The following is a 12523-nucleotide window of genomic DNA, read 5'->3' as shown; positions in this document are numbered from 1 at the left end:
CAAAAAGAAAGGCCCGTCTCGCTGGACGGGCCTTTCTTTTGAGGCATCCGGGCTGGGCACTGGTGCGGCCAAGGAAAAGCTGACTAGCCGAGCACCCCGCGCAGGATGAAGAAGAACACGATGGCCAGGATCGCCCCGGCCGGCAGGGTCACGATCCAGGACATGAAGATCATGCGCACCAGGCGCAGGTCGATCGCGGCGATCCCGCGCGCCATGCCGACCCCGAGGATCGCCCCCACCAGCGTATGGGTGGTGGAGATCGGCAGCCCGGTACCGGAGGCCAGCACCACGGTCGCGGCTGCCGCCGCGGTGGCCGCGTAACCGCGGCTGGGCGTGAGCTGGGTGATGCCGGTGCCGACCGTGGCGATTACCTTGTGGCCATAGGTGAACAGCCCGAACACGATCCCGAAACCACCCAGCAGCAGGACCCACATCGGCACCACGGTCTCCGGGTCCACCTCGCCGGTCTGGATCACGTCCACCACCGCAGCCAGCGGACCGACCGCGTTCGCGACATCGTTGGAGCCCAGCGCGAAGGCCATCGCGCAGCCGGTGACGACCATCATCACGCCGAAGACCTTCTCGACATCGCTGAAATGCGAGCCATGGGCCTGCGGGGTGACCTCCTCGAACCGCAAGCGCCGGATCGCAAAGAGCCCGACCACCACCACTGCCACGCTGATCAAAACGGCGAGGCTATAGGCCTGGCCGGTAGTCAGGTCCAGCCCGACGTGCGTCAGTCCCTTGAACATGGTAACCAGCGCGGTCACAAAGGCGGTCAGAAAGATATACAGCGGCGCCCAGCGCTTGGCGTTCTTCAACGGGTCGACCGTGTCGAGTATCAGCAGCTGGATACTGCGGAACAGCGCGAAGGCGATCATGCCGCCGATCATCGGCGACAGCACCCAGGAGATCGCGATGGTCCCGACGCGCTCCCAGCGCACCACCTCGAACCCGAGGCCCACCACCGCAAAGCCGATGATCGCGCCGATGATGGAGTGCGTGGTGGAGACCGGCCAACCGAAATAGGAGGCGGTCAATAGCCAGGTGCCCGCCGCCGCCAGCGCCGCCAGCATGCCGTAGACCAGGAGCGAGGGACTGTCCGCGAGCAGGGCGGCGTCCACCATCCCGCTGCGTATGGTCTGCGTGACCTCGCCGCCGGCCAGCCAGGCCCCGGCAAATACGAACACCGCGGCCACGAAGACCGCCTGGCGGATGTTCAGGGCCCGCGAGCCGACCGAGGTGCCCATCGCGTTGGCGACGTCGTTGGCGCCAATGCCCCAGGCCATGAAGAGCCCGAAGATGACTGCAAGGCCGAGCAACAGGGTGCCGTATTCCATGCGGTCCTCGGTACGTGGTGCGGGTGGTTACTTGGCCAGCATCAGCTGCAGGCGACTGCCCACGCGCTGGGCCAGATCGGCCAGCTCGCCTATGGAGTCGATCACGCGATACATGAAGATCACGTTCACCGGGGGCAACTCCGCCTCCTGGGCAAACAGGATCTCGCGGACCTCGCGCTGCGCCTCGTCGGATTCGTGCTCGATCTGGTCCAGCTCGGTCAGGATGTCGTTGACCACCTCGACCTCGTGCCCGCGAAAGCCCGCCTCGACCAGCTCGTCCAGCTCGTTGACCGCGCGCCCGGCCTGATTCACCGCATCCACACTGCGGTCCAGAAAGCGCTGCAATGGATCCTGCATGTTGGCCGGGAACTGCATCTGTCGGCCCAGCATCAGCCCTGCGATGTCCTTGGCCATGTTCGCGATACGGTCCTGGATCAGCAGGGTATCGAGCACGTCGCGGCGCGACATCGCCAGCATCATCCCCTTGGGCAGGTGCAGCCGCAGGTCCTTCTTCAGGCGGTCGGCCTCGTGCTCGAGCTTGACGATCTTCCTCTGCTGCACGCGCGCGGTGTCCCAATCGTCCCGGGCCATGGCCTCGATGAACGGCGGGAGCTCGGCGATGCAGGCACGCACCTTCTCCATGTGCGCCTGCAGGGGGCGCACCGGTGAACGGCCGAATAGCTCGAAAACGAAGTTCTTGGGGCTCATGGCGGCGCAAAGAATGTCACAAGCGCGCAATGTACCGCAAAACAACCCTGAACACCCTGTTCCACACGGGCGAATGTGCGCGGCGTGCGCTACACTCGCGGGTCAGAGCTGGGGGTGCCCGCCATGGATGCGGGCTGAGAGAGTCCCCTTGAACCTGAACCAGTTCACACTGGCGGAGGGAAGCTCGGTGCTCGTTCCAGTCCGCGCGCGACCCGTTCGCAGTCTGTCCGGCCCGTTCCGATCCCTCTGCCACCACGCCCGAGTTGCAGAGGTCATCGTATGAGCGCCATCCCCGAGTCCTTCGCCCGCAAGACCGCCCAGGTCTCTGCCGACGTCACGCGCCCGTTCCCCAGTTCCGAGAAGGTCTTCGTGCAGGGTTCGCGCCCGGACATCCGCGTGCCGTTCCGCCAGGTCGCACAAAGCCCCACGCTGACCTCCGGCACCCCGGAAGAGAACCCCCCGATCCCGGTTTACGACACCTCCGGACCGTACACGGATCCGGACGCGACCATCGATCTGCACCGAGGCCTGGCGGACCTGCGGGGCCCGTGGATCGACGAGCGCGCGGACACCGAATGGCTGGACGGCCCGAGCTCGGAGTACGGCCGCGCCCGCGCCGCCGATCCGGAACTGGCGAGCCTGCGCTTCGAACACCTCCGCCCGCCGCGCCGCGCGAAGGCCGGCGTGAACGTCTCGCAGATGCACTATGCCCGCCAGGGCATCATCACCCCGGAGATGGAATTCGTCGCCATCCGCGAGAACAACCGCCTCGAGGCGCTGCGCGCCGATCCGCGTTACAAGAAGCTGCTCCGCCAACACGCCGGCGAGTCGTTTGGGGCCTCCATCCCGGACGAAATCACGCCCGAGTTCGTGCGCGACGAGATCGCCCGCGGCCGTGCCATCATCCCCGCGAACATCAATCACCCGGAGCTCGAGCCGATGATCATCGGCCGCAACTTCCGGGTGAAGGTGAACACCAACATCGGCAACTCCGCGGTCACCTCCTCGATCGAGGAGGAGGTGGAGAAGCTCGTCTGGTCCGCACGCTGGGGCGGCGACACCCTGATGGACCTGTCCACCGGCAAGAACATCCACGAGACCCGCGAGTGGATCCTGCGCAACTCGCCGGTGCCGATCGGCACCGTGCCGATCTACCAGGCATTGGAGAAGGTCGACGGCAAGCCCGAGGATCTGACCTGGGAGCTGTTCCGCGACACCCTGATCGAACAGGCCGAACAGGGCGTGGATTACTTCACCATCCACGCCGGTGTGCGCCTGCAGTACGTGCCGCTGACCGCCGACCGGGTGACCGGCATCGTCTCCCGCGGCGGATCGATTATGGCCAAGTGGTGCCTGGCGCATCATCAGGAGAACTTCCTCTATACGCATTTCGACGAGATCTGCGAGATCATGCAGGCGTTTGACGTCTCGTTCTCGCTGGGCGACGGCCTGCGCCCCGGCTGTCTGGCCGATGCCAACGATGCCGCGCAGTTCGGCGAGCTGGAGACCCTGGGCGAGCTGACGCAGAAGGCCTGGGCGCACGACGTGCAGGTGATGATCGAGGGCCCCGGCCACGTGCCGCTGCAGAAGGTGAAGGAGAACGTCGACAAGGAGCTGGAGGACTGCTTCGAGGCGCCGTTCTACACCCTCGGCCCGCTGGTCACCGACATCGCCCCGGCCTACGACCACATCACCTCCGGGATCGGCGCGGCCAACATCGGCTGGTACGGCACCGCGATGCTCTGCTACGTCACCCCCAAGGAGCACCTGGGCCTGCCCAACAAGCAGGACGTGCGCGACGGCATCATCACCTACAAGATTGCCGCCCACGCCGCCGACCTGGCCAAGGGCTTCCCCGGCGCGCAGTTGCAGGACAATGCACTGTCCAAGGCGCGCTTCGAGTTCCGCTGGGAGGACCAGTTCAACCTGGCGCTGGACCCGGAGCGCGCGCGCGAATTCCACGACGAGACCCTGCCCAAGGAGGCGCACAAGGTCGCCCACTTCTGCTCCATGTGCGGCCCCAACTTCTGCTCGATGAAGATCACCCAGGACGTGCGCGACTACGCCGCGGCCCAGGGCCTCTCGGAGGACGAGGCCCTGAAGAAGGGCCTGCAGGAAAAGGCAGTCGAATTCGTCGAGAAGGGCGCGAAGATCTACCGCGAGGTGTAAGCCGGCGGGCCTGGCCCGGGTGAGGCCGCGCTAGCGCACCTCGATGCGGTCGCGGCCGTTCTCCTTCGCCGCATACAGGGCCTGGTCGGCACGATCGAAGGTGTCGACCCGGCTTTCACCCGGCCGGTATTCGGTCACGCCGAAGCTCGCGGTGCGCCGCCCGACCGTCTCAAAGTCAAAGGCATTGATGCGGGCCTGCAGGCCACTGGCGACCAGTTGTGCCTGCGCGACGGGAGTCTGCGGCAGCAGCACGAAGAACTCCTCGCCCCCGATGCGGCCGATCGCATCCACCTCGCGCAGGTTCTGGCGCAGCAGCTCGGCGAACTGCCGCAACACCGCATCGCCGGCACTGTGGCCCCAGGTATCGTTCACTGCCTTGAAGTGGTCGATATCGACCAGGATCACCGAAAACGGCTGCCCGTAGCGCTCGGCGCGGGCCCGCTCCTCCTCGAACAACCGCTCGATGTGCGCCCGGTTCCACAGGGAGGTCAGCTCGTCGATCTGTGCCGAACGGGCCAGCTGACGCTGCTGCAGAAAAGTGTGCTTGTGGGCCTTTTCCAGGATAAAGGCACTCATGCCACCGAAGGAGAAGGCGGCCAGCACCCACAGGAGATGCAGCTGGATCAGCTCGCCCGGCATGGCATTGCGGAAGGCAGCCGCAATCACCAGCACGACAATCGCGAGGGCGGCCATCGAGGCCTGGCGCAGGGGCAGACCCGATATCGCGAAGGTCCACATGATGCTGAGATAGATCTCGGGGGCGAAGACCAGAAACTGCGGCGACCCCGTATTCAGGTAGAGATTGGCGCCATTCGCAATCACCGGCGCCACCATCAGCAGGGCCCACATCGGCCGCTGCAGGCGTGCACGGAAGCTCATGGCGGCTACGACCAGCAGCAGCCCCGGGACCAGCACTGCGTGAGCCAGCAGTCTTGGGGCCTGCAGGTCGGTAGCCACCGACTGTTCGACGGCGGCATAAAGGAGGTACATCAGGGCCGTCAGAAACGCGATATAGCGGACCTGCGGAATCCGCACCTGGCGGTGCCAGGCGTCAAATGCACGTCGAACGGTCGCGTCTTCCCGGTGCAGCGGATCCGCCAGGACCCTCAGGCGCCTGGTGTTCTCCAAACTCCGACTCCTTTCATTGTTCACGGGCGCACATGCGCGGCCCTGCATCCCTTCCACGCACACAACGAACGGGGCCGGGCGAGATGCCAGTTGAAAGTGGCGAGCCCTTGCCGCCGTGATTACATGGCGCCGGCCATACCGCCCAGACCCATCATGCCGATACCGAACAGCATGCCGACGACCATCAGGACCAGGTAGATCAGCAGCAGCACGCCGAAGATGGTGAAGTAGATGCGCAGCCGGCTCAGTGCGTACTTGATCTCCAGCGGGTCGGCACTATCGAACGCGCGCTGCGAGGCGCCCGCCGCCTGCATCAGCACCACCCCGGCCCAGATCGGGATCCAGGCGATCAAAATGCCGACGATGGACAGGGCGGTAAGCACGCCCGAGATGATCAGCATCACGCCGATCAACTGCATCCAGAACTTGCCGCGGACCAGCGGTTCGATCAGTTCGCGAAGCTGCGGATTAGCTGTCGATTCTGCTTCCATGCGAATACTCCTGCCCGTTGGGTTGGTAACGGTTTCGAGCATAGCAGCCTGACCGGGGCACCGCGCATTGTTCGCCATCGGGGCGAAAGGCATACTCGGGCGGTACACCGCAGCTGCGCAATGGAGGCCGCATGAGCGATCAGGGACGAGACAGTGAACGCGAGCGTAGTGGACCGCAGGGGACCATGCTGTTCCAGGGCGCGACTTTGCCGGAAACGGAAGCCACCGCAGAGCCGTCGCAGACGCCCCCCGGTGGACACCCCGTCCTGGTGGGCGTCGTCGAACCCTTCCGCCAGCAACGCCTGACCCTCAAGCCTGGCAAACAGTCCGTCGGCCGGCAGGGCGACAATGACATTGTGCTGCAGGAAGGCAGTGTCTCGTCGCAACACGCCTGGCTGGTCAACGACGGCGGAGTCTGTCGCGTGGTCAACCTGCTCTCGACGAACGGCACCTGGGTGAATGAGCGCAAGGTACACGAGGCCACGCTGAATGACGGCGACCATGTCCGTTTCGGGCGCGCGGAGTTCATCTTCCGGCGCCGGGATGACGGCTCGGAGGTGGTACCCACCAGTGGCGTGCGGCGCTCCTCCTGGCGCTGGATCGGGGTGGCAGTCACGATCCTGGTGCTCGCGGCGGGCGCGCGCATCCTGCTTGAAAGCACCTGAACGAGCCGTCCGGCGTGCAGCGGATCGGTCGCTATGGCGTAGGCGAGGAGATCGGTCGCGGGGCCATGGCCGTGATCTATCGCGGCTTCGACCCGGAGATCCGCCGCGAGCTTGCGATCAAGTGCCTGCAGGATGACTACGCACGCCGGCCCGAGTACCGCCGACGATTTCTGGCCGAGGCGCGCGCAGCCGGCACGCTGACCCACCCGGGAATCGTGACGATTTTCGATGTCGGCGAATCCGGGGACCGCCCGTTCATCGCAATGGAACTGCTGGACGGGATTACGCTCGCCGCCTTCGCTGAGCAGTTCCGCCCGCTGCTGTTGCGCAACGTCCTGAAGATCGCGATCCAGCTGACCGAGGCGCTGGATTACGCCCACCGCAATGGCGTGGTGCATCGCGATATCAAGCCGGAGAACATCATCGTCACCAGCGCCACGGTGAACATCAAGGTGATGGACTTCGGTATTGCCCAGACCCTGAATGACCCCGCCTGGCGGTCCGACTCGGATGGCTACGTCGCCGGCTCGCCCCACTACATGGCTCCGGAACAGATTCGCGGGCTGCCCACTGACGCCCGCGCGGACCTCTACTCGGTCGGGGTCGTCCTGTATGAACTGCTCACCGGTTCGACACCCTTTCGCGGGCACGAGGTCGAGGGACTGCTGACCCGCGTGGTGCGCGACCCTCCGCCACCCTTGCGTCCGATCGTCCAGGATTGCCCTCCAGAGCTGATCGACTTGGTCGCACGGCTGCTGGAGAAACAACCGGACCAGCGCTACCAGTCCGCCGGCGAGCTGCTGGTAGAGCTGCAACGGCTCGACGAAGAGCGCATGGAGCGCGAGCGAGCTGGCGCCGGACGGCGGATCATCCCGCTGCGGTGGCGCTGGCCGGCAATCCTCGTGGGGACCGTGGCCATCACGCTGGCAGCCGCCGGTGCCCTGGTACAGAAAAAACAGAACGAGGTGATCACGGACCTGGCCTTCGACTACGGGTCCACGCTGGCGCAGATCATCTCGGTGGAGAGCGCGGAGGACCTGCTACTGGAAGACACCATCGCCGTACAGGGGCGGCTGCAGGACATGCAGGACAATCGCGAGATTGCCCTGCTGAGCGTGGCCGACCACCAGGGGCGCGTGGTGGCGAGCAGCGATCGCGCATCGCTTGGCAGCCCATTTGAATCGCCCCCGGAGGAGCACCTGCTGACCCGCCGCGGGGGGCAGGCGATCTGGTCCCTGGAGGACCCGGACGGGCGCGAGATGTTCCTGTTCGAGGCACCCGTGCGCTTTCAGGAGATCGAGATCGGGCGGCTACAGGTGGGGCTCTCGACGCGCTCGCTGCGGGCCGCCAATCAGACCACATTACTGGCCCTGACGCTGCTCGCGCTGGTGACGCTGCTTGCCGTTTCGCTGGGCGCCTACGTACTCGCACGCCGCTTGCAGGCCCCGCTGGACACCCTGCGCGGGGCCCTCGACCAGATCGGGCAGGGCCGGCTGGACACACGCATCCGCGCCCGGCGACGCGATGATTTCGAACGGGTCTACGCCGCCTACAACGCGATGGCGGACTCGCTGGAGGCGCGCATGAAGCAGCGCCCGACACCCCAACGGCAAGTCCCGCAAGCGGAATCCGACAGCGAGCGGACGCTGATACTGGAAGAAGAGAGGGAGGCAGGCCGCCCGGAACGGACACCCCCCGCTTGAGCAAGCCGGGCCCCGGCTACAGGAGCTCGGTGTCGTCGTGCGAATAGGGTGGCGCGCAACTGCACAGGATATGCAGCGGCTCGGCCCCGGTGTTGCGGATGTTGTGCGGGGTGCCGGGATGGATGCAGACGGTATCCCCGACCGTCACCTCGAAGGTCTCCTCCCCGAGCCGCATCTCTCCGCGTCCGCGGGTGATGTGGTAAAGCTCCTCGGTCTGCGCATGGCGATGCAGGTGCGTGGTCGCACCCGGGGCGACCACTGCCTCGGCGAGGCTCTGGGTCGCGTTGCCATGGGTATCCGGGTGCATCAGCTCGCGGATTTCGGAGCCGTCCTTGGTGTCGTAGGCCGGGATGTCGTCGTAGCGCGTATGCATGATCGGCCTCATGCCGGCCCGGGGACTTCCTCGAGCAACAGGCTGCAGCCACCCATGGCGGCGGGCTTGGGTACCCCCATCAATTCCAGCACCGTCGGGGCCACATCGGCCAGGCCGCCCCCGGTACGCAGGCGCCAGCGCTGCGAGTCGGTAATCATGCACATCACCGGGTAGATCGTGTGCTGGGTGTGCGGGTCGCCGGTCACCGGGTCGATGTACTCGTCGCAGTTGCCGTGGTCGGCCGTCACGATCACGGAGTAACCCGCATCCTTCGCCGCGTCCAGCACGCGTCCGACCTCGCGATCCAGCACCTCGACCGCCTCGATCAGGGCCTCGCGCTTGGCTGTGTGGCCCACCATATCGCCATTGGCAAAGTTCACCAGGATGAACCCGTAGCGTCCGCCTTCCATAGCCTTGATGGTCTCGTCGGCCACCTCGACCGCGCTCATCTCCGGCTGCTCATCGTAGGTGTCCACCGGCGGCGAGGGCACCATCACGCGCTGTTCTCCGGCGTAGGGCTCTTCCTTCCCACCGTTGAAGAAGAAGGTGACGTGGGCGTATTTCTCGGTCTCCGCGCAGTGGAACTGCGGGATACCGGCGGAGGCGATCGTGCTCCCCAGGGTGGTCGAGGGGCGCTCGGGCGGGAAGGCGATCGGCGACAGGAACCGCGGGTCGTACTCGGTCAGGCAGGTCTCGGCCACCGGACGGAAGTCGCCACGGTCAAAGCCGTCGAAGTCGTCCAGGCCCAGCGCGGCCGTCAACTGGCGCGGCCGGTCGTTGCGGAAGTTGAACAGCACACAAACCGCATCCTGCCCGAGCGGGGCCCCGCCATTGATGATGCGGGGGTTGATGAACTCGTCGTCCTCGCCAGCGGCATAGGCGGCCTCGATGGCCTCGCGCGCCGAGGCCGCGGGCTCGCCCTCGGCGTAGGCGATCGCGCGGAAGGCCTTTTCGGTGCGACTCCAGCGCTTGTCCCGATCCATGGCGTAATAACGCCCGCATACCGTGGCAATGGCACCACCGGCGTTGGCCAGCTCATCTTCCAGCGGGTCGAGGTAGTTGAGCGCGGAACGCGGGGCCGTGTCGCGACCATCGGTGATCATGTGCACCATCGGCCTGGCGCCTTCGCGCTGGCAAATCTCGACCAGCGCGCGCAGGTGGCGAATATGCGAATGCACGCCGCCATCGGAGACCAGGCCGATCAAGTGCAGCGGCAGATCATTGTTGGCGGCCGCGCGCGCGGCACTGACCAGGGCATCGTTCTCGTAAAAGCTGCCATCGGCGATGGAGTCGTCGATGCGCACCAGATCCTGGTTGATCACAGTCCCGGCACCCAGGGTCAGGTGGCCCACCTCGGAGTTGCCCATCTGGCCGTCTGGCAGGCCAACGGCACGGCCACAGGCATCCAGCGTGGTATGGGCATGGGTGGACAGGTACTCGTCAAGGCGCGGGGTGTTGGCCTCGGCGTAGGCGTTGTTCACCTTGGAGGGGTTTACTCCGACCCCGTCCATGACGATCAGCAGGACGGGGCGGCGGGGGGTCGGACGGGGGTCGGCCATCGCGGGTTCGTTACCTGGGTCAATGGGTTATCCGGGCATTTTAGCAAGTTCCAATGCGCAGATGGATGCCGCGGTGATCCAGGAGACGCTGGCATGTGAAACAGTGAGCGTCTCCCGGGGAAATTGATCAATGATCTCCTAGCGGAAACGCCCCTCGTCATAGTCTTCCTGCGAGGGTCCCCCATCGCCCCGGGCATCGTCACGGGCGGGTTCCTGCGGCGTGTCGTCCTGCGCCGAATCGGTGTCTGGTGTTTCGTCCGTCTGCGATTCGGAGGACTTGCGTGCCTCTTTCTGGCGCTGGAGCTCGGCCTGTTCCGCCTCGATGCGATCGAGCTCGGCATCCATCTCCTCGTCGGTCATCGGGGTGTAGCCCGCGCGCGCCGAGGCCGGGGTCTCCCGCGCGCTGGAGGTGGCCACACCGCCTGTGGCCGTGGCGGTGGCGGCCTTGCGGCTAGAGGCGCCAGACGCACCCTTGCCGCCACCGCCGGGCCCACCGCCCGGGTCGTCGGGGCCATCGCCGGAGTCATCGCTCAGGTCATCGGCCTCGTCGCCACCCTGCGCGCTGCGCTTCTCGGCCTTCTTGCGTTCCATGATGCGCGAGAGTATCAGCCCGATCTCGAACAGCAGCCACATCGGCAAGGCCAGCAGCGTCTGCGAGATGATATCCGGCGGCGTGAGCACCATGCCAATCAGGAACACCCCCACGATCACGTAGGGACGCTTCTTGGCCAGCTTGTCGGGTGTGGTCGCCCCCAGCGAGACCAGCAGGATCGTCGCCACCGGCACCTCGAATGCGATGCCGAACGCGATGAACAGCATGATCACGAACGAGAGATAGCGCGAGATGTCGGTCATCACCGACACCCCCTCCGGGGCGGTCGCGGTGAAGAAGGCAAAGATCAGCGGGAAGACCACGAAATACGCGAAGGCCATCCCGAGGTAGAACAGGATGGTGGACGAGGCCACCAGCGGCAGGGCCATGTTCTTTTCGTGGCTGTAAAGACCCGGCGCCACAAACGACCAGACCTGATAGAGCAGATACGGGATGCTGATCACCACGGCCAGCAGCAGGACCAGCTTGAACGGGATCAGGAACGGCGCGGCCACGTCGATCGCGATCATGCTGGTGCCTTCCGGCAAGTGCTGCATCAGCGGATCGGCCAGCCACGTGTAGATCGGGTTGGCGAACGGGAACAGCACCAGGAACACCACCAGAATGGCGATGAACATCCTGAGGACGCGATCACGCAGCTCGATCAGATGCGTGAGCAGGGTTTCGGTGGCCTCCGGACTCGGTTCGACCTCCGGCTTGGTCTTGCTCATGAGTGCTTGTCGGGGGCCTGGTCGTCGTGAGTGGAGTCGCTTGCCTGATCCGGGGGGGCATCCGGGCGGTCCGCGGACTCGGGGGTATCCGACTTCGCGGTCCGCCGCGGGCGCACGGCCGGCTTCTTGCGCTTGGGCCGGTCAGTCTCCCCGGCGCGCGCCTTGCGTTCGGCTTCCAGCGCCGGGTCATCGGTCATCAGGTTGCCGTCCATGCCCGCGCGGGCCGGCACCCGGCGCACTTCGGCCTGTTCGGGGCCGGCCTCGCCTTCCGCGTCATCCGCATCCGGCGCGCGGCGCTCACGGACGGCCGGCTTGTTCGCCTTTTTCTCCGTCGCCGCGCGCTTTTCGTCCAGGGCCTTCAGGTGGTCCTGCGTCAGCCCCTTGCGGGCAGAGGATTTGCCTTCGATATCCTCGCGCAGATCCTTTTCGGTTTCCTCGAGGTCCTCGCGGAGATCTTTCTCGGTCTCCTCCATCGTGCCCTTGAGCTGACGGATCTCGCGCTCCTGGCTCTTGAGCATCTTGCGCAGCTCTTCGGTCTGCAGCTCCTGTTCGAAGTCCGAGCGCACGCTGTGCACGAAACGCCGGGTCTTGCCCACCCAGCGCCCGATCTCGCGCGCAAGGCCGGGCAGCCGCTCCGGCCCCACGACCAGGAGCGCGACCAGCACGATGATGATGATCTCCCAGAAACCGATGTCGAACATGCGCTAGCGCCGCCCGAGTCCGGTCGTTCCGCGCGGGGCGCGGATCAGGATTTCTTGTCCGACTGCGAGGCCTCGGTTTCCTGCTCCGAGTTCTTCTTCACCTCACCGTCGACCACGCGCCCCTTGTCGCCGGTCTGGTCCTCGACTTCGGGGGTCTCGCCATCCTGGCCTTCCGCGTTTTCACCCTGCTTGTTCTCGCCGTCCGGATCCTTGACCGCCTGACGGAAGTTCTTCAGCGCGGAGCCGACGTCGCCACCCATGTTGCGCAACTTCTTCGTGCCGAACAGCAGCACGACGATGAGCAGGATAATTAGAAGTTGCCAGATGCTGATGCCACCAATACCCATGGACTCTCTCCAAGAT

Annotated in this window: 12 protein-coding genes and 1 riboswitch; of the genes, 3 read left to right on the top strand and 9 right to left on the bottom strand. The window is 65.8% G+C overall.

All coding sequences use genetic code 11. From position 1 onward, the window contains the following. Window positions 1–83: 83 nt before the first annotated feature. Entirely contained in the window at window positions 84–1340 is a 1257-nt protein-coding gene (locus F813_RS0110290) for an inorganic phosphate transporter (protein WP_017926481.1), read from the bottom strand. A 27-nt stretch (window positions 1341–1367) separates the two neighbouring features. Further along, window positions 1368–2048: a TIGR00153 family protein gene (locus F813_RS0110285; RefSeq protein WP_017926480.1), complete on the bottom strand. Its 681-nt coding sequence runs from the start codon at window positions 2046–2048 to the stop codon at window positions 1368–1370. A gap of 100 nt (window positions 2049–2148) precedes the next feature. Further along, window positions 2149–2246, top strand: a riboswitch (TPP riboswitch). Between the two features lie 81 nt (window positions 2247–2327). On the opposite strand from F813_RS0110285, the gene thiC reads away from it, so the two are divergent. Continuing rightward, complete coding sequence (gene thiC, locus F813_RS0110280) at window positions 2328–4217, top strand: phosphomethylpyrimidine synthase ThiC (protein WP_017926479.1); 1890 nt, start codon at window positions 2328–2330, stop codon at window positions 4215–4217. 30 nt (window positions 4218–4247) lie between these two features. Here thiC and F813_RS0110275 read toward each other — a convergent pair whose 3' ends face one another. Both F813_RS0110275 and F813_RS0110270 read right to left on the bottom strand, forming a co-directional pair. Beyond that, entirely contained in the window at window positions 4248–5345 is a 1098-nt protein-coding gene (locus F813_RS0110275; protein WP_017926478.1) for a diguanylate cyclase, read from the bottom strand. A 119-nt stretch (window positions 5346–5464) separates the two neighbouring features. Further along, a complete protein-coding gene (locus F813_RS0110270) occupies window positions 5465–5836 on the bottom strand; it encodes a DUF5362 family protein (protein ID WP_017926477.1) in 372 nt (123 codons plus the stop codon). 131 nt (window positions 5837–5967) lie between these two features. Here F813_RS0110270 and F813_RS0110265 point away from each other — a divergent pair, with 131 nt between their 5' ends. Continuing rightward, window positions 5968–6501 carry an FHA domain-containing protein gene (locus F813_RS0110265; RefSeq protein ID WP_017926476.1) on the top strand — a complete coding sequence of 178 codons (534 nt, stop codon included), beginning with the start codon at window positions 5968–5970 and terminating at the stop codon, window positions 6499–6501. 14 nt (window positions 6502–6515) lie between these two features. Next, window positions 6516–8204 (top strand): serine/threonine-protein kinase, encoded by a 1689-nt coding sequence (locus tag F813_RS0110260; protein WP_017926475.1) that lies wholly within the window; start codon window positions 6516–6518, stop codon window positions 8202–8204. A 16-nt stretch (window positions 8205–8220) separates the two neighbouring features. On the opposite strand, the gene F813_RS0110255 is transcribed toward F813_RS0110260, so the two are convergent. The 5 genes from F813_RS0110255 to tatA all read right to left on the bottom strand — a co-directional run bounded on the left by F813_RS0110255 (window position 8221) and on the right by tatA (window position 12507). Further along, window positions 8221–8577: a cupin domain-containing protein gene (locus F813_RS0110255; RefSeq protein ID WP_017926474.1), complete on the bottom strand. Its 357-nt coding sequence runs from the start codon at window positions 8575–8577 to the stop codon at window positions 8221–8223. Between the two features lie 8 nt (window positions 8578–8585). Continuing rightward, complete coding sequence (gene gpmI, locus F813_RS0110250) at window positions 8586–10136, bottom strand: 2,3-bisphosphoglycerate-independent phosphoglycerate mutase (RefSeq protein ID WP_017926473.1); 1551 nt, start codon at window positions 10134–10136, stop codon at window positions 8586–8588. Window positions 10137–10274: 138 nt separating this feature from the next. Continuing rightward, a complete protein-coding gene (tatC, locus tag F813_RS0110245) occupies window positions 10275–11459 on the bottom strand; it encodes a twin-arginine translocase subunit TatC (RefSeq protein ID WP_017926472.1) in 1185 nt (394 codons plus the stop codon). After that, complete coding sequence (gene tatB, locus F813_RS0110240; RefSeq protein WP_017926471.1) at window positions 11456–12160, bottom strand: Sec-independent protein translocase protein TatB; 705 nt, start codon at window positions 12158–12160, stop codon at window positions 11456–11458. Before tatB ends, tatC begins: the two co-directional genes overlap by 4 nt. A gap of 44 nt (window positions 12161–12204) precedes the next feature. Beyond that, complete coding sequence (gene tatA, locus F813_RS0110235; protein WP_017926470.1) at window positions 12205–12507, bottom strand: twin-arginine translocase TatA/TatE family subunit; 303 nt, start codon at window positions 12505–12507, stop codon at window positions 12205–12207. Between the last annotated feature and the right edge of the window lie 16 nt (window positions 12508–12523).

Source organism: Thioalkalivibrio sp. HL-Eb18 (genome assembly GCF_000364985.1).
GTDB lineage: Bacteria > Pseudomonadota > Gammaproteobacteria > Ectothiorhodospirales > Ectothiorhodospiraceae > Thioalkalivibrio.
Note: the sequence above shows the minus strand (reverse complement) of the source record. Positions and strands in the feature narration are given on the sequence as shown.